We start from the raw sequence: 23,705 nt of genomic DNA on the forward strand, positions 1-23,705 counted from the left end.
GATACGAGGAATTACAATTCTTCCTTGTAGTCGTAGCCAAGTTCTTCAGCTAGTTTTGCGTATCCTTCACGTTCCAAACGGGCAGCCAATTCTGGACCACCAGAAAGGACAACACGACCTTCCATCATCACGTGTACCACATCTGGTGTGATGTAGTTCAAAAGACGTTGGTAGTGAGTGATAATCATAGCACCAAAGCCTTCACCACGCATGGCATTGACACCTTTCGATACAACTTTAAGTGCGTCAATATCAAGACCAGAGTCAATCTCGTCCAAAAGAGCGAAAGTTGGTTCCAACATCAAAAGTTGAAGAATTTCATTACGTTTTTTCTCACCACCAGAGAAGCCTTCGTTGAGGTAACGCTCTGCCATTTCTTCTTTCATGTTGAGCAATTCCATTTTCTCGTCTAGTTTAGTGATGAACTCACGAACTGAAATCTTTTCATCATCTTCTTTGCCAGCATTCATGGCTGCACGAAGAAACTCTGCATTGGTAATTCCAGGGATTTCAGATGGGTATTGCATAGCAAGGAAAAGTCCCATACGCGCACGCTCGTCCACTTCCAACTCAAGGATATTTACGCCATCAAACAAGACCTCACCTTTGGTAACCTCATAGTTAGGGTTCCCCATAATAGCTGCAGAAAGAGTCGATTTACCAGTACCATTTGGTCCCATGATAGCAGCGATTTCTCCTGTTTTCAGGGTCAGGTTAACCCCTTTCAAAATTTCTTTTCCTTCAATCTCAACGTGAAGATCTTTGATCTCTAATACTGACATGATAGTTCCTTTCTTTTTCTGGCCTACTTCCTTTATCCTTAAAGAAATCACTTACATTTCTCTAAAAAATACAAGAAAAGGTCCATAAATATACTCTACTAGTATAACAAAAAAAAGCCTAAAAGGCTTTGATTTTGTTTAGAAGCTAGTGACTAATCCTTGCGGTTTAGGTGCTGATCAATGGCATCTACTATTTTCCCCATTACATAACTTAACCTAAAATTTCGAAGAAGAAGAATGGCCCAAAAGGCTGCCATGAAATAGCGACCCGTCATCCAAGCTTCATTGAAAAAATAAGTCTCAGCAGCAGTAAATAGTGCTATCACGATAAATTGTTGTCTAGTCATAGGATTATTGTACCATGAAATCCACTTTTAGTCTTCTTCAACCATGACTTTATCAGCCAAAAATTCGAATCCTTCTGGAATTAGACTTTCTTCTTCTACCTCTTGATCTGCTTGAGAAGACTTGTTTTTAGATGAAAATGCTGCACGAACCTCTTTCCATTCCTCTAGGGAAATTGCCAGGATTTCAGGTGAAAATCCAGCCGCTTGGCTAAGAATATTGCCAAACATGGTATTGAGGTTATCCCGTTTCATGGTTTGGCCTGCATTGAAATTAGATTCAAAAGCTAAAATAGCATGGTGTTCGTTGGCCGCAACTGGTTGAGAACCAACAAGCAGAGCCTTATCAGGACCAGCTAAGCTTTCGATCACTTCTCCCCACGCATTCTGGAGGCGAATCAAGTTTTGCCGCGCCAATTCAGGATTTTCAACAGCTTCTTGTAGGATAGCCTGAACCTTATTACGGTCTACTCGATAGACAGTCTTGGAAGTGGCTGGACGGCTAGGGATTGGCGCCACTTGTTTAGGAGCTGTTCCAACATTGGCAAGTTCTTGTTTAAGACGAGCGATTTCCTGTCTTAGTGCAGAAATTTCACTTTCGACAGCTTCTGAAAGCATTGGTTCAGGCTTAATCTCCGCTAAACGAATGGTCATCATCTCAGCGTAAATCTTAGGTTGCAAGCTGGCCTTCATATCTGCTAAACTCACTGTCGCTAGACGAATCATTTCAAAGAGACTTTCCTGAGACAGAGCTAGATTGTCCATAAAAACTGAACTATGATGAGTATTTTCGCCACCTGTCTGAACAACCAGTAGATCACGCAAATACTGCAAGAGATCCGTCACAAAACGAGTCATGCTCTTGCCATTTTCAAACAAAAGATTCAAAGAATCAAGCGCTTTTGAAACATCCTGTTGAGACAAGGCAGCTACATAGTCATCAAGTGCTGATAGACTAATGGTGCCTGTAATCTCCTCAGAGATGGCAGTCGTGAGCTCATTCCCTTGCGTCAAACTCAAGGCTTGATCCAGAATAGACAAGGCATCCCGCATCCCACCTTCAGCCCGTCTAGCGATAATTTCCACAGCCTCTGGTTCAGAACTGATATTCTCTTTTTGCAAAATTGTTTGGATATGCTCTTTAATATCTTGCGTTCTGATCGATTTAAACTCAAAACGTTGGACACGCGATAAAATAGTTGCTGGAATCTTGTGCAATTCGGTGGTCGCCAAGATAAAGACAACATTTTGAGTTGGTTCTTCTAGGGTCTTCAAAAGCGCATTAAAGGCTCCTGTAGACAGCATATGAACCTCGTCGATAATGTAGACCTTATAACGAGCCAAGCTAGGAGCATAGGTAGATTTATCGCGAATTTCTCGGATTTCATCAACTCCGTTATTCGAAGCGGCATCCATTTCGATAACATCTTCTAGGCTACCTTCTGTCACTGCCTGACAGATATAACAGTTATTGCATGGTTCACCGTCCACTTGATTGGGACAGTTCATGGCCTTGGCAAAAATCTTAGCTACACTGGTTTTCCCAGTTCCACGAGGACCTGAGAAAAGATAAGCATGACTAATCTTTTCCTGCTCAACTGCTTGTTTTAGGGTTTTAGCCACAACCTCTTGTCCGACCAATTGTGAAAAAGTCTGGCTTCTATATTTTCGATAAAGTGCTTGATACATTAGGCTTTCTCCTCAAACATCGTAAAGTCCCATTCTGTCTTCTCAAGCAAAATAGCGACAAATTGTTCCAAGTAATCACGGTCAACGGCATTATAATCCTCAATAAGAGAAGAGTCCAAGTCTAAGACACCTAGCAATCGACCATTCTTGAGCATGGGAACTACGATTTCACTCTTGGCCTTACTATCGCAAGAAATGTAGTTTGGATAGGTGCTCACGTCCCCTACTAAAACAGTCTCTTGAAACTCAGCAGCTTCTCCACACACACCTTTTCCAAGTGGGATGCGAATGCAAGAAACACCACCCTGAAAAGGCCCTAAAACCAACTCGCTACCATCAAACAGATAAAAACCTGCAAATACAGTATTCGGAAAGCGAGATTTTAGGAGGGCACTAGCATTCGAAAGATTGGCAAGAACGTTGCTCTCACCCTCTAGTAAATAAGAGAGTTCCTCATTTAACAATTGATATTGTGATTGTTTTTCTGAATCTAACATAGAACTATTATATCAAAAATGGGAAAGAGACAAAAGAAAAATCCCTTGTTTTAAACAAAGGATTTTGTGATTATCAATTTGATTAAAGTTCGATATCACCGAACAAGTCAGCCATTGAGAATCCTGTTTGTGTTTCTGGAAGTTCGAAATCACGTTTTTCTTGACGTTTTGGACGACGTGGACGAGCAGCACGTTTTTCTTCTTTTTGTCCTTCTTCTTGAGCTGGACGTTCTTCAAGAGCTTTGATAGAAAGTGATACACGTTCTGCATCAGCGTTAACATCAAGTACTTTAACAGTAACTTCTTGACCAACAGTAAGAGCTTCTTTTGGATTTTCGATACGTTTGTGTGAAATTTGTGATACGTGAACAAGTCCATCGATACCTGGCAACACTTCAACAAATGCACCAAAGTCAGTCAAACGTTTAACTGTCCCTTCTACTACATCACCTTTAGCCAATTTTTGCTCAACACCATCCCATGGTCCAGGTGTTGTTGCTTTAAGTGAAAGTGATACGCGTCCTTCTTCTTCGTTAAGATCAAGGATCTTCACTTCGATTTCTTCACCAACAGTTACAACTGATTTAGGTGATACGTTACGTTCATGTGACAATTCAGTCAAGTGAACCAATCCGTCAACACCACCAAGGTCGATGAAAGCACCGAAGCTTGTGATACGAGCAACTTTACCAGTTACGACATCACCAACAGCCAATTTACCGAATACTTCAGCACGAGCTGCTGCAGTAGCTGCTTCAACAACTTCACGACGTGAAAGGATGAAGCGGTTTTCTTTAGGATCAACTTCTTTGATTTTAGCATCAAATTCTTGACCTACGAAACGCTCAGTGTTACGTACGAAACGAGTATCCAACATTGAAGCTGGGATGAATCCACGAACACCTTCAAATTCTACTGAAAGTCCACCTTTAACGGCACGAGTTCCTTTAACAGTAACAACTTCTTCTTCACGTCCTACAAGTTTGTCCCATGCTTTGCGAGCTTCAAGGCGTTTTTTAGATACAAGGTATGTAACTGTATCAGTATCTTTACCAACTACTTGACGAAGTACAAGAACATCCAATACTTCTCCTACTTTCACAAAGTCATTGATATCTGCATCGCGATCGTTTGTCAATTCGCGAAGAGTCAAGACACCTTCAACACCAGTCCCAGAGATTGCAACGTTAGCTTGAGTCGCATCAACTGTCAATACTTCAGCACTAACAACATCACCAGGCTCAACTTGGCTAACGCTATTTAGCAAATCTTCAAATTCGTTCATCTAAAAAATCCTCCAACAATCAAGTCTTTTCCAAAACTTGACATACTTATAATTTTTTTCCTAAGCACCCGCAAGAACATGTTCGTATTGTTCACGTCTTTCAATATAAAAATAAAATACCCTAAGATATTTTTCTTTTTATCTTGAATTTATTACCTAAGAACTGGGGTAGCTGGATTCGAACCAACGCATGAGGGAGTCAAAGTCCCTTGCCTTACCGCTTGGCTATACCCCAATGATGAGATGGAGAGAGAGGGATTCGAACCCCCGAACCCGAAGGAGCGGATTTACAGTCCGCCGCGTTTAGCCTCTTCGCTATCTCTCCAATGCTTAACGAAAACTATTATATCATGAAATTTTCAAAAAAACAAGCATTATTTTGTTAAATTATAGTTTTCAATCAAAATTTCCACAGCTTTTTCAAGTTTTTTATAAAAACTATCGACATTTCCATTCTTTATGATGGCAAATTGACTGTCTAATTCGGCAATTTCACCAATGACTTTTTTCCCAATCGTCAAAACATAACCTTCATAGCTGTCTTTTCCAACAGTCACTTTTGCATCTGTTAATTGAATTTCAATTTTCTTATCTTTTTTACTCATACTTTACCTCTTTTCACTTTTTCTATTGTACAAGAAAATGCTCAAACTAGCAAGAAAAAACTCCATTTCAGCTATTACAACTGCTATGGAGTTCTTCTTTACTTCATGTCTTTTAGTCTACTTTGACGATCCATCCTTCAGGCGCTTCTACATCACCAAATTGGATACCCGTCAATTCATCATAGAGTTTACGTGTAACAGGACCTACTTCTGTTTCACTATAGAAAACATGGAAATCATCGCCGTGTTGAATGCCTCCAATTGGTGAAATAACCGCTGCCGTACCACAAGCACCTGCCTCTACAAAACGATCCAAATTGTCGATTGGGACATCTCCTTCGATCGGTGTCAAACCCAAGCGGTGTTCTGCCAAGTAAAGCAAAGAATACTTGGTAATAGATGGCAAGATTGACGGACTCAGTGGCGTAACAAATTCATTGTCTGCCGTGATTCCAAAGAAGTTGGCTGATCCGACTTCCTCAATCTTGGTGTGGGTAGCTGGGTCTAGGTAGATAACGTCAGAAAAGTTGCGAGACTTTGCTATTTTACCTGGGAGGAGACTGGCAGCATAGTTCCCACCTACCTTGGCCGCACCCGTACCATTTGGAGCTGCTCGGTCGTATTCATCTTGAATCAAGAAATTCGTTGGAACCAATCCACCTTTAAAGTAATTACCAACCGGCATAGCAAAGATGGTGAAAATATACTCTTCTGCTGGTTTAACCCCGATAATATCCCCAACACCAATCAAGAGAGGACGGAGATAGAGGGTTCCACCTGTTCCATATGGTGGGACGTATTCTTCATTTGCACGCACAACTGCTTTACAAGCTTCTACAAACATTTCTGTCGGAACTTGTGGCATCAAGAGACGATCGCAGGTACGTTGCAGACGCTTGGCATTTTCATCAGGACGGAAAAGTTGAATACTGCCATCTTTGGTACGGTAGGCTTTTAATCCCTCAAATGCTTGCTGTCCATAATGGAGACTTGGAGAAGACTCTGAAATATGCAAGGTTGCATCCTCTGTCAATTCTCCTTGATCCCATTGACCATTTTTGTAGTGAGCGATATAACGGTAAGGTAATTTCATATAAGCAAAGCCAAGATTTTCCCAATCAATTGCAACTGTCATGTGTTTCTCCTTTATACTATTCAAACTATGTGTTCTATTCTACACTTTTCTAGTAAAATTTCAAGTATTATTTGTAATTTTCTGAAAATTTTTTCAACAAAAAGAAATCAGTCACTTGGACTGATTCTTTTTATTGATTTTCTTTACCTTCTTTAAAGACTTCTTTCAGGTAAGCATCAAAAACTTCTTCATCTGAAATGGTGTCTGATATAAAGCTTCCGTTGCTAGTGCGTTCTGACAAGTTCAAATCTTGCAATCGGCTTTCATAGATTGTTCCCTTGTTAGATTGGACAAGTAACGTTTGGTCGTTTTCTTCTACTTCTGTACTAAAGAGATCACCGATGAAGCCTTGTTCTGCAACTGCTCCTGCTAAGAAGACACGATGCGGTTTGTTCTTCAACTCACGCAAGACTTGTAGGCCTCGTTTAGCACGACTGGTTGCTGGAATTTCCTCACAAGAGACACGTTTCAAGCTACCACGTTGGGTCAAGAGGTAGAAGGATGAGGTGTTACAGATAAAGGCAGCTTGAAGCGCATCATCTGCTTTCAAGTTCATAGCCTTGACACCCGCAGCCTTGGCACCAACAACTGGTACCTCTTCGATATTGAAACGAAGGGCATAACCGTTTTGACTAATCAAGAGTACATCGTCCAGTTTAATCGGAGCCACTGCTACAATCTGATCTGTCTCGTCTTTGAGCTTAGCATACTTGACTGATTTAGACTTGTAGGTTCGCCATGGAGAGAATTCTTTGCGTTCTACGCGTTTGATTTGACCAAGACGAGTTGCAGCAAAGTAGGTTGTCGCATCATCAAACTGATCCACAACTTCAGCATACAGGATTCCTTCATTAGTCTCGAAGTTTGTAATGGTCTGGCTCAGATGCTCTCCGATATCCTTCCAACGAATATCTGCCAATTCATGGATTGGTCGATAGATGACATTTCCGAGAGTTGTAAACATCAAAAGATGCTGGGTTGTCTTGGCAGATTGAACAAAAATCAAACGATCATCATCACGTTTGCCAATTTCTTCCAGCGTTGAAGCCGCAAAGGAACGTGGGCTGGTACGCTTGATGTAACCTGCCTTGGTCACGCTGACGTATGTATCTTCCTCGGATATCAGACTAGCTGTATCAATCTCGATTGCTTTCGCAGTATCTTCTAAGCTACTCAAACGCGAAGTCGCAAATTTCTTCTTGACCTCACGAAGCTCTTTCTTCATGAGATTGTACATGGTCCGCTCATCACCGATAATCGCCGCCAGCATAGCAATCTTCTCACGAAGCTCTGCTTCTTCTTCCTGCAGAACAACCACATCGGTATTGGTCAAACGGTACAGTTGCAAGGTAACGATAGCCTCAGCCTGCTCCTCTGTAAAATCATAGCTGACCTTGAGATTTTCCTTAGCGTCAGCCTTATTCTCAGAAGCACGGATAAGGGCAATGACTTCGTCCAAAATCGAAATCACGCGAATCAAACCTTCGACGATATGGAGACGTTTCTCAGCCTTTTCCTTGTCAAAGCGTGAACGAGCCAAAATCACTTCACGACGGTGGGCAATATAGCTAGACAAGATTGGAACAATCCCGACCTGACGAGGTGTGAAATTGTCAATCGCCACCATGTTGAAGTTGTAGTTGATTTGCAGGTCAGTGTATTTGAAGAGATAGTTAAGAACGAGCTCGGTATTAGCGTCTTTCTTAAGTTCGATAGCGATACGAAGACCGTCACGGTCAGACTCATCACGAACCTCAGCAATCCCTGCTACTTTGTTATTGACACGAACATCATCAATTTTTTTAACCAAATTGGCCTTATTGATTTCATAAGGAATCTCAGTGATAACGATTTGTTCCTTACCACCTTTTAGCTTCTCAATTTCAGTCTTGGAACGAACGACCACGCGCCCCTTACCAGTTTCATAGGCCTTTTTTATCTCGTCACGACCTTGGATGATAGCTCCTGTAGGAAAGTCTGGTCCAGGCAAGAATTCCATCAGCTTCTCAACCTTGGCAGTTGGATGATCAATCATGTAAACTGTCGCATCGATAACTTCAGCCAAATTATGTGGTGGAATATCCGTAGCATACCCAGCCGAGATACCAGTCGAACCATTAACCAAGAGGTTTGGAAAGGCTGCTGGCAAAACCGTCGGCTCTTTCTCGGTATCGTCAAAGTTCCAAGCAAAGGGAACTGTCTTTTTCTCAATATCTTGAAGAAGGTAACCAGCAATCTCAGACAAACGTGCCTCGGTATAACGCATTGCCGCAGGCGGATCTCCGTCCATGGAACCGTTATTACCGTGCATTTCAACTAGAATCTCACGATTTTTCCAGTCCTGCGACATACGAACCATGGCATCATAGATAGAACTGTCCCCGTGTGGGTGGAAATTCCCCATGATATTCCCGACTGACTTGGCCGACTTGCGGTAGCTCTTATCAAAGGTATTGCCATCCTTATTCATCGAATAAAGAATACGGCGCTGTACCGGCTTCAATCCATCCCGAATGTCTGGCAAAGCCCGGTCTTGTATGATGTACTTGGAGTAGCGACCAAAGCGCTCTCCCATGATGTCCTCCAGGGACATGTTTTGAATGTTAGACATAAGATACAAAGGGACGATTCGGCTTGCCGAAAATTTCTGTAGAAAAATAGGAAATCGATGCTGGGTTCAATGACCCCAAAGCGATTTATCTTTTTTCCTAAGAAATTAGTCCCGTGTTCAGTTACACTCTGTAACCAAACCATCCTTTCTGTAGTTTAAATACGTTGTTAAATGGTGGGGAAGGGGTTTTCACACAGCATTTAGGGCGTGTTCAACTCCTTTCAAAGAATGTAGAGTATGTGTAATGATAAAAGGATGTAGAAAGGATTAGTCCCGTGTTCAGTTGCTAGAAGTAACCAAACGACCCTTTCTGTAGTTTAAAGTGAATTAAAATGCACATACATTTTCATCAGTAATAATGAGTTTTCAAAAAGCATTTTGATCATGTTCAACCCCTTTATTTAGTAGGGACTTGATAATTAATTTATTATTTTATTGATTTTAACCACATTTCAATTTTCGAACCAACTTCATCTAGCGTGTTGAGCTGATCATCCTTAGTAATTTCCTTTTTAAATTCTTCCGAATCAATCATTCTTTCTATATGAACAGGGTCCAATCTATATAGAAATCCTAATAATAATTGAGCGGTTCTTATCTTTTCTTCATCAGAAAACATTTCACTAAAATTAGATGATGATCGTCTGACTCTATCACTTGCATGACTATCTGAATTTAGAATCAAACGATACATGTAAGCTTTGAAGAACTCTCTTTCAGTTTCGTCCTGAATTTTTGAAAGTAATTCTTGATCAGTAGATATTTGACTGGGACCTAGATTATAATTGAAAGTTGAATATGCCTCCAGAACTCGTCTCATTGTGTTCCCAATGTATAGGCTGAGATCAGGCTCTAAACCAAGAGCATATTTATAAATACTGTTAATCTGTTGCTTATAGAAGTTATATTCTGACTCTCTTTTAATAAGGCCCTCATAGGTAAGTTCAAGGCATGAGATATTTTTTCGTTTTTGATGATAACATTTCAAATCATCAAATATCTTATAAAAATGATAATAGATTTCCTCATCATGTGTGCAGATAATAAATTTAGTTTCACTATACATACTAGAGAGAGATTCGATTTTATTTCTGAAAAAAGTATATAGCCCAACCTTATTTGAATAGTCTATGCTAGAAATAGGATCATCTATAACAACTAATAATGATTTTAGGTCTCTATACTTTATTAGATTTTCTAATTCTAAGAATGAATACACCAAATTAATTATATTTTTTTCTGCAGTTGATAACTTTGTATAAGGAACAGGTCCATATACATCATCCCGAGAGAAGATTTTCCCCTTTTTATCAATCTGCAAACGTTTAGTGTCAAAAAAAATTTTAGAAAATTCTTGATTTAAACGTTTAGAATAGTCTTCAGTTATTTGTTCAAGAAGCTCCTTTTTTAGGTTCTCTAAAAATAACAAGATATCTTTAAATTGTGTTATAAAACCATCTAAGGTATTAGAGTTTTCGCTGTTCGTTAATTTATCATTAAGAGAATTCTGCAATTCTTCGGAAAGCTGAAAATTGTTAGATACTTCATCGATAAAATCAGATTGTAACTTGAATTTTTCTGATTGAATTATATTATCAATACCATTCTTCAGCTTATTATAAACAGCCAATTTTTCATCGCTCTCTTCTGTAGTGAAAAATTCAAAGACTTTCGAAATATCTCTCAATATTTCTATTGGTGATGCATATAGATTTAGCTTGCTTTTTCCTTTATTAAAACTCCCAATAGTCAAACCAAAGAACCGTGGCAACTCTCTTACAAGCATATCATCAGGTGATTTTCTGGAACCTCCACGCCGTAAAAGAAATTCTACACTTGTTTTGAGACCATCCTCTAACCTATTTATTTCCCTATCTATAATATTTACATTCTCAGCAATATAATCGTCAGAGATAAAAATTGCGTCATCTCCAATACTTGTAAATCTGTCCTCAGAATCAATTCTTATAGTATATACAATATCTTCATTGGTTATTTGATATGATTGATTGCTAGAATCGCGAAAGATTGATTCAACTTCCTCAACATCCCCTTTTTCATCAATCTCATTTGAAAGCGTTGTTTTCCCCATGCCATTTCTAGCAAAAATAAGTTGGGGTTTGAAATACTTTTTGCTACTCTTTTTGAATTCTTCAAACTCTATCTCTATTTTTTTACTAGGCAAAAAATTTTTTTCAATAATTATTTTTTTATATGTCATAACTTCTCCTCTTAATTCCTATCTCACAAACTCGCGGTTTTACTTTATGTGGCAGGTGATGTTACTGTCCATGTCTTTGGGATCGCAAAGTTGTAGCTCCCAGGGACAGTAAAAGTTGCTTTATTTTTGAAGTAGATATGAATGCCGACGTAACCGTCTTTGTCGCCCAGGTACCAGTTTTTTTAGGCCATAGGCGGTCTGCCAGTCGTCGGGTCGCTCCATGACTTGGACGATTTCCTCAGAGCTTATGTTCATGCGGGCATCGAAAATATCATTGAGAATGGAGTTGACCAGATAGCTCTCCTACCGCTCAGAAAAGCGGGCGATTTTATCCAGAATAGACACAGAGGTTGAGAAGGTAAGTCAGAATGGTCTCGGTCAAGACTTTGGCAAGGTGTGCTTGAGATTGATTTTTCGCCACCTTGTCAGTCTCAATGTAATCCTTGGAATATTCCTCTGAAAGAATGCGGTTGATTTCCGAGATGAAGCGTTCAACTTTTTTTCTAAAATGAGATGATTCCTATCTATTGCGAACTAATACTCACTCCCCACTCCTAGCTTCTCCTCAGCATACTCAATCATCTTCTCAGCTACTTCCTTATCGTAGGCAAATCCCATCTTGTGAGCAAGGAATTGAGCCTCTTGGTGGAAAAGTTGCATCGTAGCAAACAATGACTGAGTAAGTTTTTCTACACTTGAAAAATCAAGGAGAGCAGAGATTTCCTTCTCTTTCTCTGTAGGTAAATACTGGAAAAGATACTTGTAGTTCTTGCCGACGTCAACAGTCCCCTTATCACTTGCGACCTGCCAAGCCAAAACCTTCAAGAGTTCTTGTTGGCAAATACCGTAGAGATGGTCGGTCGCGTAGATGAGCTGATTACGACAAATCCCTTTAACCACGTAGGCTGATACCCACCAAAATTCATTGCAGGCTTTTTCAAAATCTGTCTGACTAGCTGGATTCGTCCAGTAACGCCCTAAACTTGGAGAATAAGGCTCAAATAAGCCCTTCTCATCTTCTAAAACGGTGAATCCTGCCTCACTATCCACCCACTCTTGGATGTGGTCTTTGGGGCAAAGGGTCAAATCAATCCGATTGCCATCTTCAAAGAGCATAAGATAAAGACGACGGTTTCCCAGTACATTATACTGTTCAATCAGACGGTTGCCAAACTGTTCTAACCAAGAAAGGTCACTCGTCAGATTATCTAAGTCGTCCACGATATAAACAACATCATAGTCTTGAAACTCATCTTTTGGCGCTTTTGTATCAGTTCGTGAACCAGACATGGCGACAGTATCGACTTGGAGCGCTTTTGCAGTTTGAAAAATTAAATCAAACATTTCGGGTTCAGTTCTCATCTTTCACTCCTTCATCACTTAGAGCTGTTTGAAAATGGGTCAGGGATAGGAAGTCCCTCTTGCTTTTATTTTTGAAGTTTCTGTATTCTTTTTCTTTCAAGAACCCAAAGCAGAAATTGAACTCCTGAAAAAAAGCCTTGCAAGAAAATAAGTATATAAATTTCTTTCGTTTCTCTAAATAATACTAAAACATTTACAATTGAGAGGAGAAATATAAACGTAACGTTGCATAGTAATATCCGAACAAACCTACTAGGAAAATACTTAACGTGTTTGATACTTTTATAAAGAGTAGTAATTGAATAAATTAGACTTAAAGGTATATGGGTTAGTATATAAAATATTCTTAAAAATACTTGTAAGTAGGGTTCGTCTAGAGACGGATTAAATAATACGAATACACCAATATTACACACCATAAATGCTAAGGAAGTTAGTGAGCTTGAATATTCCATTTTCTCTTTATTGGATATTGCATCAAGAATTATTCCAGCGATTACAATAATTTCGAAAATGAAAAACATCATTATTAAAGAACTGTTCACTATTCAACCTCCTTTGCTTTATAACCTCTTTTATAAAAAAGTGTAATATAATATTAACTTCTATGATTTCAAATGATTAAACATTTAAAACACTGTCGCTTCCTCCAGCGTAAACTTGACATTATCCTCAATCCACTTACGACGTGGCTCGACCTTGTCCCCCATGAGGACATTGACGCGGCGTTCAGCGCGTGCTAGGTCTTCGATCGTAACACGGATGAGGGTACGCGTTTCTGGGTTCATGGTTGTTTCCCAGAGCTGGTCCGCATTCATCTCACCAAGTCCTTTGTAGCGTTGGAGGGTAGCGCCTTTGCCGAACTGCTTGCGGAGTTCTTCTAACTCGCCGTCCGTCCATGCATAGGCCACTTCTTCTTTCTTGCCTTTGCCTTTGGACATCTTGTAAAGAGGCGGAAGGGCGATATAGACGTGTCCTGCCTCGACTAGTGGACGCATGTAACGGTAGAAAAAGGTTAAGAGCAAGGTCTGAATGTGAGCACCGTCAGTATCGGCATCGGTCATGATAATGATCTTGTCATAGTTAGCATCCTCAATAGAAAAGTCTGCCCCCACACCCGCACCGATGGTATAAATCATGGTGTTGATTTCTTCATTTTTGAGGATATCTGCCATCTTGGCCTTGGCTGTATTTATAACCTTACCACGAAGGGGCAAGATAGCCTGGAACTTGCGGTCACGACCTTGCTTAGCAGAACCACCGGCAGAATCACCCTCGACCAGATAGAGTTCATTCTTGGCAGGGTTTTTAGACTGAGCTGGAGTCAATTTCCCAGACAACAAGCCCTTGTCTTTTTTATTTTTCTTGCCATTTCGGCTCTCATCACGCGCTTTGCGGGCCGCCTCACGCGCATCACGCGCCTTGATAGCCTTGCGAATGAGATTGGAAGCCAGCTCCCCATTTTCCATAAGGAAGAAGGTCAACTTATCAGCTACAATACCATCGACGATTGGACGAGCTAGAGGACTTCCAAGTTTATCCTTAGTCTGACCTTCAAACTGAAGGTGCTCTTCAGGAACCAGAATAGAAAGAACAGCTGCTAGTCCTTCACGGTAATCTGATCCTTCAAGATTTTTATCTTTTTCCTTGAGAAGTCCCGTCTTACGCGCGTAGTCGTTCATGACCTTTGTAATGGCAGACTTGAGTCCCGTCTCATGCGTTCCACCGTCCTTGGTACGAACGTTATTGACAAAGGATAGAATGTTATCTGAAAATCCATCATTGTACTGGAGGGCAACTTCCACTTGGAAACCATTATCTTCCCCTTCAAAGTACAGGACTGGTGTCAAGGTTTCCTTGTCTTCGTTGAGGTAAGAAACAAAGTCTTGTACCCCGTTCTCATAGTGGAACTCGATCGCTTCATCTGTCCGTTTGTCTATCAGAGACAAGGTTACATTTTTCAAGAGAAAGGCAGACTCATTGAGGCGCTCTGAGATTGTATTGTACTTGAAGGCTGTCGTAGAAAAGATCGTCGCGTCAGGCATAAAGGTAACTTTGGTACCTGTCTTAGACTTGGGTGCTGTACCAATTTTCTTCAAGGTTGTGACGGGTTTCCCACCATTTTCAAAACGTTGCTTGTAGACTGCACCATCACGAGTAATTTCAACTTCCAGCCAACTAGAAAGGGCATTAACGACTGAAGAACCCACTCCGTGGAGACCTCCAGATGTTTTGTAGCCACCTTGACCGAATTTTCCTCCAGCGTGGAGAATGGTAAAGATAACTTCAACAGTTGGAATTCCCATGGCGTGCATCCCAGTCGGCATTCCACGACCATGGTCCTCTACTGTCAAACTTCCGTCTTTATTGATAGTCACATCAATGCGGTCACCAAATCCAGACAAGGCCTCATCGACTGCATTGTCCACAATTTCCCAGACTAGGTGATGGAGACCAGCACCGTCAGTCGATCCAATATACATCCCCGGACGTTTACGGACCGCATCCAACCCTTCTAGCACCTGAATGGCGTCATCATTGTAGTTATTAATATTGATTTCCTTTTTTGACACAAGGAACCTCCTATTTGTTCATCTTTTCTATTTTACAGGTTTTCTAGCGATTTTGCAAAGCTTTTCCCTTTCAGCCGTCACAATTTCACAGGATATTCTCTGACTTTCTATACCATTTCATGGTATAATAGGTCTATGATGACATTTGTATTATTAATTTTAGCTTATCTGCTAGGTTCAATTCCATCTGGTCTTTGGATTGGACAAATCTTTTTTCAAACAAATCTGCGTGAACATGGTTCTGGAAACACCGGAACGACCAATACTTTCCGTATTTTAGGAAAAAAAGCAGGTATGGCAACCTTTGTGATTGACTTTTTTAAAGGAACCTTGGCTACTCTACTTCCAATTCTTTTCCACCTTCAAGGTGTATCACCTCTCGTCTTTGGTCTTTTGGCCGTGATTGGACATACCTTTCCTATCTTTGCAGGCTTTAAAGGTGGTAAGGCTGTCGCAACAAGTGCAGGTGTGATTTTCGGTTTTGCGCCTGTCTTCTGCCTCTACCTAGCAGTCGTATTCTTTGGAACCCTCTATCTAGGTAGTATGATTTCACTGTCTAGCGTTACTGCTTCTATTGCAGCCGTTATCGGAGTTCTCCTATTTCCACTATTTGGTTTTATCCTGAACAGCTATGACCCTCTCTTCATTTTGATTATCCTAGCACTTGCTAGCTTGATTATCATTCGTCACAAGGATAATATCACACGTATCAAAAACAAAACTGAAAATCTCGTCCCTTGGGGATTAAACCTAACTCATCAAAATCCTAAAAAATAAAACGCCAGTTTGAACTGACGTTTTTTGTATGCTTATTTTGATTTGATATAGTTGATACCATCTGCCTTTGGTGCAACAGCTTTTCCAAAAAAGGCTGCTAAGACAAGGATGGTCAAGACATAAGGGGCGATTTGAAGGTAAACCGCTGGCACTCCTTGTAGGAAAGGCAATTGAGAACCGATAACTGCCAAACTTTGTGAAAGTCCAAAGAAGAGACTGGAAAGCATAGCACCGATTGGGTTCCATTTACCAAAGATCATTGCCGCAAGAGCAATAAATCCGGGCCCTACAATGGTTGTCACTGAGAAGTTGACTGAGATTGATTGGGCGTAGATAGCTCCACCAATTCCGCCAAGGAAACCAGAAATGATAACCCCTAAATATCTCATCTTGTAAACATTGATCCCCAAGGTATCCGCTGCTTGAGGATGTTCACCAACAGAGCGAAGGCGAAGACCAAAACGTGTCTTAAAGAGAATAAACCATGCAAAGAATGAGAAGGCAATCGCGATATAACCTAGCAAACTTGTTGACTTAAAGAAGATATCTCCAATCACAGGGATATCAGCCAAAACTGGGAAATCAAAACGTCCAAAAGTCTGGCTTAAGTTATCCGTTTGTCCTTTGTTATAAAGAACTTTAACCAAGAAAACTGCTAATGCAGGAGCCATCAAGTTCAATACTGTACCACTGACAACATGGTCCGCACGGAAATGAACTGTAGCGACTGCATGGATGAGGGAGAACATAGCTCCCACGATACCGGCAACTAACAAGGAAATCCAAGGAGTCGCTGCTCCAAGTTGTTCTGCAAACTCAAGGTTAAAGACAACCCCAGAAAAGGCTCCCATAACCATAATTCCTTCAAGACCGACGTTAACGACACCACCACGTTCAGAGAAAACTCCCCCGATACTCGTAAAAATAAGTGGTGCTGAGTAAATCAGCATAGAAGAGACCAAGAGGGTGAGTAATGTTGTAATAGACATCCTTACTTACCTCCTTTAACTTGTTTTTTCGGTTTGACAAAGCGTTCAATAATATAGTGAACACTGACAAAGAAGATAATAGACGCTGTTACAATGCTAACAAGCTCAGACGGAACTTGCGCTGCGTTCATACCTGGCGCACCAACTTGCAGAACACCAAATAAGAAGGCAGCAAAGAGAATTCCAATTGGTGAATTCCCAGCAAGCAAACTAACCGCCATCCCGTTAAATCCGATAGCTAATGATGACCCCTGAACGTAAACGTTTTGGAAGGTTCCAAGCCCTTCAACAGCTCCACCGAGACCAGCCAAAGCACCAGAGATAATCATTGATAGAATAATTGTACGTTTTGCTGAAATACCAGCGTACTCTGAAGCATGGGGATTAAGACCAACTGCACGGATTTCAAAACCGAGAGTCGTTTTCTTAAGCAAGAACCAAATCACACCAACAGCAATGATAGCAAAGAATATACCGATATTCATCCGAGAATTGCCAGTCAACTCAGATAACCATGGTGTCTGATAAGTGGCATTGGCACTCACACGAATCGTTGAATCTGTACTTTGCATAAAGTCTTTCGGAAAAGAATGAATAAAGGCGTTCCCTACATACAATACAATGTAGTTCATCATAATGGTTACGATAACCTCTGACGTACCGAGATAAGCTCTGAGAATACCTGGAATTGCACCAACAATTCCACCTGCGATCAGAGCAATCACCACAGTCGCTAAAATCAACATTGGACGTGGCATGTCTGGATGCGACAAGGCAAACCAACCGCTGAGAATCCATCCCGCTAGCGCTTGACCAGGAAGTCCAACGTTGAAGAAACCTGCCCGACTAGCAACGGCAAAACCAAGACCAATCAAGACTAGAGGCCCCATGGCACGGAAAATTTCCCCAATCCCACGGAGGCTACCAAAAGCTGTATAGAACAACTCCTCATAACCCCAGATAGCATCGTAGCCGAAGATCCACATGACAATGGCTCCGAGCAAGATTCCTAAGAATACGGAAATCAAGGGAACCGAAATTTGTTGTAATTTTTTAGACATCACTCTTCTCCTTTCCCAAGTTTCCACCTGCCATCAAGACACCAAGTTCTTGTTTGTTAGTCGTTTCTGGCGACACAATCCCCTGAATCTTACCATCATGAATAACAGCAATCCGGTCTGACACATTTAAAATCTCATCCAATTCAAAGCTGACAACAAGAACGGCTTTCCCGTTATCGCGCTCTTCAATCAAACGTTTGTGGATATATTCAATGGCACCGACATCCAAACCACGAGTTGGCTGGCTGACGATAAGGAGATCAGGATCACGATCAATCTCACGAGCGATAATCGCTTTTTGTTGATTTCCTCCTGAAAGAGCTACTGCTGGAACAACTTCGCTTGCCGCACGGACGTCAAATTCTTCCATCAATTTCTTAGCATGTGAAGTGATATTCGCATAGTTCAAAATACCATTCTTACTAAGTGGTTCTTTATAGTAGGTTTGAAGAGCTATATTTTCTGAAATCATCATCTCCAAAATCAATCCATCACGGTGACGGTCTTCAGGAACATGCCCTACACTGAGTTCCGTAATTTGTCGTGGGTGCATTCCCACGATTGATTTGCCTTTTAATTCAATACTACCAGACTCAACCTTACGAAGGCCTGTAATGGCTTGAATGAGTTCAGATTGACCATTGCCATCAATACCTGCAATACCAACAATCTCACCAGCACGAACATCCAAAGAAAGATTCTTCACAGCTGGAACACCACGGTTTTCATTAACAACCAAGTCCTTGATAGACAAGACCACTTCTTTTGGTTGAGGTGCCTGTTTTTCCGTTTTAAAGGAAACAGAGCGTCCAACCATCATTTCTGCCAAGTCCGCATTTGTTGCGCCTGCGATTTCAACCGTCTGGATTGATTTCCCACGACGGATAACTGTCACTCGATTAGATACCGCACGAATCTCATCTAACTTGTGGGTGATTAGGATGATGGATTTGCCTTCCTTGACAAGATTACGCATAATTGCCATCAACTCGTCAATCTCTGAAGGAGTCAATACAGCTGTAGGTTCATCAAAGATAAGGATATCAGCACCACGATAAAGTGTTTTCAAGATTTCTACACGTTGTTGGGCACCAACGGAAATATCCGCCACCTTAGCAGCAGGATCCACTGCCAAACCATAACGTTCAGAAAGAGCCTTGATTTCTCTAGTAGCTTTGGCTATATCTAGCATACCATTTTTAGTGATTTCACTCCCCAAAATGATATTCTCAGCTACTGTAAAAGCTTCGACCAACATAAAATGTTGGTGAACCATCCCAATTCCTAGACTAGCAGCTTTAGAAGGTGAATCTAGTTTGACAACTTGACCATTCACCGCAATTTCACCACTAGTTGGTTCAAGAAGTCCTGCCAGCATATTCATCAGAGTGGATTTACCCGCTCCGTTTTCTCCTAAAAGTGCATGGATTTCACCTTTTCGCAGTTGCAAGTTGATCTTGTCGTTTGCTACAAATTCACCAAACACCTTGGTAATATCCCGCATCTCAATGACATTTTCGTGTGCCATATGCTCTTCCTTTCAGAGGTTTATTTTATTTCAATAAAACCTGCTAATCACATTAACAAGCTCTATTGAGACAAAAATTGCCTCAATTCTTAAAGAAGCGACCGATGGCCGCTTCCTAAGAAATGACTTTTATTCATTATTTTTCAGGAACTTTTACACTTCCGTCAAGGATTTTAGCTTTTGCATCTTCGACAGCCTTTTTACCTTCTTCTGAAAGGTTTGTTACTGCCAAGTCAACCCCTTTATCTTTCAATGAGTAGACGATAACTTGTCCACCAGGGAATTCACCTTTTTCTGTTTTGTTGGCAATATCTTTTACAGTTGTACCAACTTGTTTCAATGTAGATACAAGAACGAAGTTTGATTCTTTACCATCTTTAGAAGTGTATTTACCTTCTGCTGCTTGGTCACGGTCTACACCAATAACCCAAACTTTTTCGTTTTCATTTTTGCTTTCATTCAAAGATTTTGCTTCAGCAAAGACACCAGCACCTGTACCACCAGCTGCTTGGTAGACAACGTCTGCACCGGCAGCGTATTGAGCCGCTGCAATTGTTTTACCTTTGGCAGCATCACCAAATGAACCAGCATAGTCAACTTGGACTTTGATAGATGGGTCTACTGACTCAACACCAGCTTTGAATCCAGCTGCAAAACGTGAAATAACTTCAGATTCGATACCACCTACAAAACCAACTTGTTTTGTTTTCGTAGTTTTCGCTGCTGCAACTCCAGCAAGGTAAGCTGCTTCGTTATCAGCAAATGTTACGCTCGCAACATTCTTTTGATCTTTGATCACATCATCAATCAAGACATAGTTTAAGTCAGAGTGGTCTTTTGCTGCCTCTTCAACTGCATTGTGAAGGGCAAAACCAACACCGAAGATTAGGTTGTAACTTCCAGCCGCTTGTTGCAAGTGGTTAGCATAGTCAGCTTCACTGTTAGATTGATAATAAGTATATCCATTATCTTTTGAAAGATTGTGTTCTTTACCCCAGTCTTGCAAACCTTCCCAAGCTGATTGGTTAAATGATTTATCATCAACACCACCAGTATCTGTTACGATTGCTGCTTTGGTCTTCATTTCTGATGAAGATGAAGCTGCGTTACGAGAAGAGCGATTACCACATGCAGCAAGTCCAACTGCTGCTACTGCAACTAGACCAAGGCCTAGCCATTGTTTCTTGTTCATTACTGAACCTCCTAAATAAGATGTGCAACGATGTTGCAAGTATGGATTGTTTGGTCACACAGACCACATCACTCAGAGAGTGACTCAGACTAGTTTAAGTCTGTAAATGAGTATGGAAGTAACTCCCCGACCGTCATCTCGACCGTCGATTTATCTTTAGCGACTAAGGTCACTTTTAGATCTTGTTCAAAAAATTCAACCATGACCTGGCGGCAAGCACCACATGGCGAGATGGGTTTTTCAGTTTGTCCGTAGACAATCAACTCTGAAAACTCTCTTTGGCCTTCGGAAACTGCTTTGAAAATCGCTGTACGCTCTCCACAGTTTGTCAAAGAATAGCTAGCATTCTCAATATTAACACCCGTATAAACGTTACCATCCTTAGCTACTAAAACAGCTCCAATAGGAAAGTGAGAATAGGGTACATAGGCTTGCTTGCTGGTTTCAATTGCTAGTTCAATTAACTCAGTAGTCGCCATCCGCTAATTCTCCTTTTAAAATCGCAACGCCAGCAGATGTTCCGATACGGGTAGCACCTGCTTCCACAAAAGCAACAGCATCCGCATATGAACGAGCTCCACCAGCTGCCTTAACTCCCATATCTGGCCCGACTGTTTTACGCATTAATTTAACATCTGCTACCGTAGCACCGCCAGTTGAAAATCCAGTTGATGTTTTGACAAAGTCAGCGCCTGCTTTTTGGGATAATTGGCAAGCCACAACCTTTTCATCGTCTGTCAACAAGCAGGCTTCAATAATAACTTTTACTAACTTGTCACCACTTGCTTCGACGACAGCACGGATGTCCGATTCAACTAAATCAAGATTGCCTGATTTGAGAGCACCAACATTGATAACCATATCAATCTCATCTGCACCGTTTTGAACAGCTTCTTTTGTTTCAAAAGCTTTCACAGCTGAAGTTGTTGCTCCCAAAGGAAAACCTACTACTGTACAAACCTTTACATCTGAACCATCAAGTCCTATTTTCGCATGTTTCACCCATGTGGGATTGACACAAACGCTGGCAAAGTCATACTCACGCGCTTCAGATAGCAAACGATCAATTTGTTCTTGGCTTGCATCTTGCTTTAAAAGCGTATGATCAATATATTTATTTAACTTCATATTCGGATTCTCCCTGATTTTATGAGATAATTTCTATAATTTCTCGTAAACTTTGCACTCCATCATTTATTTTAACATATTTTTGAAATTCTGTAACTAGTTCAGAAGAAATTTTTCCATTTGTATAAACTTTTGCAACAATTTCTCCTTTTTGAACGGAGTCTCCAACTTTCTTTTCAAAAACAATCCCTGTTTCATAGTCCAAGTCATCAGACTTGACTGCACGACCGGCTCCTAGTCTCATGGCATAGAGTCCAAATTCCATTGCTGGAAGGGCTGAAATAACACCTGTTTCTTGAGCAGGGACTTCCACCACATGGTCAACTTTGACGGGGCGATAGAGATCTTCTAAATCACCGCCTTGTGCTGCTACCATTTCTTCAAACTTAGCCAGTGCTTTGCTATTCTCAAGATGTTGACGGATTTCCTCGACCGTTTTCTCAACATCAGCCAAACCTAGCATAATCTGGGCTAACTCGCAGATAAAGTGACTAATATCTTCTCGGCCTTTTCCTTGAAGAATCTCGATTGCCTCAAGGATTTCGAGACGATTCCCAATGGCTCTTCCCAAGGGTTGGCTCATATCGGTAATGACTGCTACCGTCTTTCGACCAACGGCCTTACCAAGATCCACCATGGTTTGAGCCAATTCGCGCGCCTCCTCAACAGTCTTCATAAAGGCACCCTCACCGACAGTCACGTCTAGCAAAATGGCATCTGCTCCAGCAGCGATTTTCTTACTCATGACAGAACTAGCAATCAAAGGAATAGTGTCGACAGTCGCTGTCACATCACGAAGCGCATAGAGAAGTTTGTCTGCTTTAACCAGCTGGTCAGACTGACCAATGACGGATACACCAATATCTTGAACCTGTTTGATAAAATCCTCTTGACTACGCTCAACTTGGTAGCCCTTAATGGACTCCAATTTATCAATTGTCCCACCAGTATGACCGAGGCCACGACCACTCATTTTAGCAACGGGCACACCAAAGCTGGCTACTAAAGGAGCTAAAATCAAGGTTACTTTATCGCCAACCCCACCAGTCGAATGCTTATCAACTTTAACCCCATCAATAGCTGACAAATCAAACTCCTGACCTGTCTTGACCATATTCATCGTCAGGTCAGAAATCTCTCGTGTCGTCATTCCTTTAAAATAAACAGCCATAGCAAAGGCAGACATCTGATAGTCTGGAACAGTTCCTGCCACATAGCCTTCTACTAGCCACTTGATTTCATTTGGAGTTAGTTCTTGACCATCTCGTTTCTTTTGGATTAAATCAACTGCTCTCATTCTTTCACACTTCTAAGGATATAGTATCCCTTATCTTTCTTTACGATTTCACAATTTCCAAAAACGTCTTCCATCTTACTTTTAGCACTTGGAGCTCCTTGTTTTTTCTGAATGACGATGGTTAAATCTCCTTCGTCTTTCAAGAAATCTCTGCTCTTTTCGATAATCTCATGAACAACTTGTTTACCCGCTCGAATAGGCGGATTGGAAATAACATGGTCAAATTCCTCTTCAACTTCCTCATAGATATTAGACTGAAAAATCGTCGCTTCAACCTTATTTCGTTCAGCATTTTGTCGCGCTAAGTCCAAGGCACGATTATTGATATCAACCATGGTCGCTTGGACACCATAGGCCTTGACCAAAGAAAGCCCTAGGGGACCATATCCACAGCCTACATCAAGGACCGTTTCTCCTTCGTTGATCTCTAGGCACTTGAGCAAGAGCTGACTCCCAAAGTCAACCATTTTCTTGCTAAAAACACCTGCATCCGTGAAAAAGGTCATTTTATGTCCTAGCAACTCTACTCTCAACTCATGAATGTCGTGAGCAGCGTCAGGATTTTCTGCATAATACATTTTACTCATGAAACTATTTTACCATATTTTAGTGAAATGTTAAATCGTTTA

20 protein-coding genes, 2 tRNA genes and 1 pseudogene are annotated in these 23,705 nt (G+C 41.0%); 1 reads left to right on the forward strand and 22 read right to left on the reverse strand.

All coding sequences use genetic code 11. The features are described 5' to 3' along the window. Nucleotides 1-11: 11 nt before the first annotated feature. From sufC to parE, 14 genes and pseudogenes are all read right to left on the reverse strand, one after another. The gene (sufC, locus tag K1I53_RS02405; protein ID WP_000114489.1) at nt 12-782 is read right to left on the reverse strand and encodes a Fe-S cluster assembly ATPase SufC; all 771 of its coding nucleotides are present in this window, start codon (nt 780-782) and stop codon (nt 12-14) included. A 152-nt stretch (nt 783-934) separates the two neighbouring features. After that, the gene (locus K1I53_RS02410; protein WP_223328049.1) at nt 935-1,129 is read right to left on the reverse strand and encodes a DUF3272 family protein; all 195 of its coding nucleotides are present in this window, start codon (nt 1,127-1,129) and stop codon (nt 935-937) included. 27 nt (nt 1,130-1,156) lie between these two features. Further along, complete coding sequence (gene dnaX / locus K1I53_RS02415; RefSeq protein WP_223328051.1) at nt 1,157-2,815, reverse strand: DNA polymerase III subunit gamma/tau; 1,659 nt, start codon at nt 2,813-2,815, stop codon at nt 1,157-1,159. Beyond that, entirely contained in the window at nt 2,815-3,312 is a 498-nt protein-coding gene (locus K1I53_RS02420) for a GAF domain-containing protein (protein ID WP_223328053.1), read from the reverse strand. The genes dnaX and K1I53_RS02420 overlap by 1 nt, the downstream gene beginning before the upstream one ends. Nucleotides 3,313-3,394: 82 nt before the next feature. Further along, on the reverse strand, nt 3,395-4,597 hold the full coding sequence (rpsA, locus tag K1I53_RS02425) for a 30S ribosomal protein S1 (RefSeq protein ID WP_001001617.1): 1,203 nt from the start codon (nt 4,595-4,597) through the stop codon (nt 3,395-3,397). 163 nt (nt 4,598-4,760) lie between these two features. After that, nucleotides 4,761-4,832 (reverse strand) — tRNA-Gln (locus tag K1I53_RS02430). A gap of 9 nt (nt 4,833-4,841) precedes the next feature. Further along, nucleotides 4,842-4,922, reverse strand: a tRNA-Tyr gene (locus tag K1I53_RS02435). A 49-nt stretch (nt 4,923-4,971) separates the two neighbouring features. Continuing rightward, nucleotides 4,972-5,202 (reverse strand): DUF2969 domain-containing protein, encoded by a 231-nt coding sequence (locus tag K1I53_RS02440; RefSeq protein ID WP_000037107.1) that lies wholly within the window; start codon nt 5,200-5,202, stop codon nt 4,972-4,974. 112 nt (nt 5,203-5,314) lie between these two features. Continuing rightward, the gene (locus K1I53_RS02445; RefSeq protein WP_317628095.1) at nt 5,315-6,352 is read right to left on the reverse strand and encodes a branched-chain amino acid aminotransferase; all 1,038 of its coding nucleotides are present in this window, start codon (nt 6,350-6,352) and stop codon (nt 5,315-5,317) included. A gap of 115 nt (nt 6,353-6,467) precedes the next feature. Then, nucleotides 6,468-8,948, reverse strand: a complete 2,481-nt coding sequence (gene parC / locus K1I53_RS02450; protein WP_223328057.1) for a DNA topoisomerase IV subunit A — start codon at nt 8,946-8,948, stop codon at nt 6,468-6,470. A gap of 427 nt (nt 8,949-9,375) precedes the next feature. Then, nucleotides 9,376-11,169, reverse strand: a complete 1,794-nt coding sequence (locus tag K1I53_RS02455; protein ID WP_223328059.1) for an AAA family ATPase — start codon at nt 11,167-11,169, stop codon at nt 9,376-9,378. A gap of 39 nt (nt 11,170-11,208) precedes the next feature. Further along, a pseudogene (locus K1I53_RS02460) lies at nt 11,209-11,653 on the reverse strand (GTP pyrophosphokinase). Between the two features lie 50 nt (nt 11,654-11,703). Next, the gene (locus K1I53_RS02465) at nt 11,704-12,531 is read right to left on the reverse strand and encodes an aminoglycoside 6-adenylyltransferase (protein ID WP_223328060.1); all 828 of its coding nucleotides are present in this window, start codon (nt 12,529-12,531) and stop codon (nt 11,704-11,706) included. Nucleotides 12,532-13,160: 629 nt separating this feature from the next. Beyond that, nucleotides 13,161-15,104, reverse strand: a complete 1,944-nt coding sequence (parE, locus tag K1I53_RS02470) for a DNA topoisomerase IV subunit B (RefSeq protein WP_223328063.1) — start codon at nt 15,102-15,104, stop codon at nt 13,161-13,163. Between the two features lie 135 nt (nt 15,105-15,239). Here parE and plsY point away from each other — a divergent pair, with 135 nt between their 5' ends. Beyond that, nucleotides 15,240-15,881 carry a glycerol-3-phosphate 1-O-acyltransferase PlsY gene (gene plsY, locus K1I53_RS02475; RefSeq protein WP_223328065.1) on the forward strand — a complete coding sequence of 214 codons (642 nt, stop codon included), beginning with the start codon at nt 15,240-15,242 and terminating at the stop codon, nt 15,879-15,881. 32 nt (nt 15,882-15,913) lie between these two features. Here plsY and K1I53_RS02480 read toward each other — a convergent pair whose 3' ends face one another. The 8 genes from K1I53_RS02480 to K1I53_RS02515 all read right to left on the reverse strand — a co-directional run bounded on the left by K1I53_RS02480 (nt 15,914) and on the right by K1I53_RS02515 (nt 23,663). Further along, the gene (locus K1I53_RS02480; protein ID WP_223328066.1) at nt 15,914-16,870 is read right to left on the reverse strand and encodes an ABC transporter permease; all 957 of its coding nucleotides are present in this window, start codon (nt 16,868-16,870) and stop codon (nt 15,914-15,916) included. 2 nt (nt 16,871-16,872) lie between these two features. After that, the gene (locus tag K1I53_RS02485; protein WP_057489190.1) at nt 16,873-17,931 is read right to left on the reverse strand and encodes an ABC transporter permease; all 1,059 of its coding nucleotides are present in this window, start codon (nt 17,929-17,931) and stop codon (nt 16,873-16,875) included. After that, nucleotides 17,924-19,459 carry an ABC transporter ATP-binding protein gene (locus K1I53_RS02490; protein ID WP_223328068.1) on the reverse strand — a complete coding sequence of 512 codons (1,536 nt, stop codon included), beginning with the start codon at nt 19,457-19,459 and terminating at the stop codon, nt 17,924-17,926. The genes K1I53_RS02485 and K1I53_RS02490 overlap by 8 nt, the downstream gene beginning before the upstream one ends. 136 nt (nt 19,460-19,595) lie before the next feature. After that, entirely contained in the window at nt 19,596-20,651 is a 1,056-nt protein-coding gene (locus K1I53_RS02495; RefSeq protein ID WP_125453444.1) for a BMP family lipoprotein, read from the reverse strand. A gap of 89 nt (nt 20,652-20,740) precedes the next feature. Beyond that, the gene (locus K1I53_RS02500; RefSeq protein WP_000246108.1) at nt 20,741-21,130 is read right to left on the reverse strand and encodes a cytidine deaminase; all 390 of its coding nucleotides are present in this window, start codon (nt 21,128-21,130) and stop codon (nt 20,741-20,743) included. Then, nucleotides 21,117-21,779 carry a deoxyribose-phosphate aldolase gene (gene deoC, locus K1I53_RS02505; RefSeq protein ID WP_223328070.1) on the reverse strand — a complete coding sequence of 221 codons (663 nt, stop codon included), beginning with the start codon at nt 21,777-21,779 and terminating at the stop codon, nt 21,117-21,119. The genes K1I53_RS02500 and deoC overlap by 14 nt, the downstream gene beginning before the upstream one ends. Before the next feature lie 19 nt (nt 21,780-21,798). Next, nucleotides 21,799-23,076: a pyrimidine-nucleoside phosphorylase gene (locus tag K1I53_RS02510; protein ID WP_001202935.1), complete on the reverse strand. Its 1,278-nt coding sequence runs from the start codon at nt 23,074-23,076 to the stop codon at nt 21,799-21,801. Next, entirely contained in the window at nt 23,073-23,663 is a 591-nt protein-coding gene (locus K1I53_RS02515; RefSeq protein ID WP_004244254.1) for a class I SAM-dependent methyltransferase, read from the reverse strand. Before K1I53_RS02515 ends, K1I53_RS02510 begins: the two co-directional genes overlap by 4 nt. Nucleotides 23,664-23,705: the final 42 nt, after the last annotated feature.

The organism is Streptococcus oralis, from assembly GCF_019929365.1.
Classification (GTDB): Bacteria; Bacillota; Bacilli; order Lactobacillales; family Streptococcaceae; genus Streptococcus; species Streptococcus oralis_BT.

Excerpts from the sequence above, each read along its gene's own strand:
- K1I53_RS02485 (WP_057489190.1), bottom strand. The coding sequence starts at position 17,931 with ATGTCTAAAAAATTACAACAAATTTCGGTTCCCTTGATTTCCGTATTC.
- K1I53_RS02420 (WP_223328053.1), bottom strand. The coding sequence starts at position 3,312 with ATGTTAGATTCAGAAAAACAATCACAATATCAATTGTTAAATGAGGAA.
- K1I53_RS02510 (WP_001202935.1), bottom strand. The coding sequence starts at position 23,076 with ATGAGAGCAGTTGATTTAATCCAAAAGAAACGAGATGGTCAAGAACTA.
- K1I53_RS02490 (WP_223328068.1), bottom strand. The coding sequence starts at position 19,459 with ATGGCACACGAAAATGTCATTGAGATGCGGGATATTACCAAGGTGTTT.
- K1I53_RS02500 (WP_000246108.1), bottom strand. The coding sequence starts at position 21,130 with ATGGCGACTACTGAGTTAATTGAACTAGCAATTGAAACCAGCAAGCAA.
- parC (WP_223328057.1), bottom strand. The coding sequence starts at position 8,948 with ATGTCTAACATTCAAAACATGTCCCTGGAGGACATCATGGGAGAGCGC.
- deoC (WP_223328070.1), bottom strand. The coding sequence starts at position 21,779 with ATGAAGTTAAATAAATATATTGATCATACGCTTTTAAAGCAAGATGCA.
- dnaX (WP_223328051.1), bottom strand. The coding sequence starts at position 2,815 with ATGTATCAAGCACTTTATCGAAAATATAGAAGCCAGACTTTTTCACAA.
- K1I53_RS02440 (WP_000037107.1), bottom strand. The coding sequence starts at position 5,202 with ATGAGTAAAAAAGATAAGAAAATTGAAATTCAATTAACAGATGCAAAA.
- K1I53_RS02410 (WP_223328049.1), bottom strand. The coding sequence starts at position 1,129 with ATGACTAGACAACAATTTATCGTGATAGCACTATTTACTGCTGCTGAG.
- sufC (WP_000114489.1), bottom strand. The coding sequence starts at position 782 with ATGTCAGTATTAGAGATCAAAGATCTTCACGTTGAGATTGAAGGAAAA.
- rpsA (WP_001001617.1), bottom strand. The coding sequence starts at position 4,597 with ATGAACGAATTTGAAGATTTGCTAAATAGCGTTAGCCAAGTTGAGCCT.
- plsY (WP_223328065.1), top strand. The coding sequence starts at position 15,240 with ATGATGACATTTGTATTATTAATTTTAGCTTATCTGCTAGGTTCAATT.
- K1I53_RS02455 (WP_223328059.1), bottom strand. The coding sequence starts at position 11,169 with ATGACATATAAAAAAATAATTATTGAAAAAAATTTTTTGCCTAGTAAA.
- K1I53_RS02480 (WP_223328066.1), bottom strand. The coding sequence starts at position 16,870 with ATGTCTATTACAACATTACTCACCCTCTTGGTCTCTTCTATGCTGATT.
- K1I53_RS02515 (WP_004244254.1), bottom strand. The coding sequence starts at position 23,663 with ATGAGTAAAATGTATTATGCAGAAAATCCTGACGCTGCTCACGACATT.
- K1I53_RS02495 (WP_125453444.1), bottom strand. The coding sequence starts at position 20,651 with ATGAACAAGAAACAATGGCTAGGCCTTGGTCTAGTTGCAGTAGCAGCA.
- K1I53_RS02465 (WP_223328060.1), bottom strand. The coding sequence starts at position 12,531 with ATGAGAACTGAACCCGAAATGTTTGATTTAATTTTTCAAACTGCAAAA.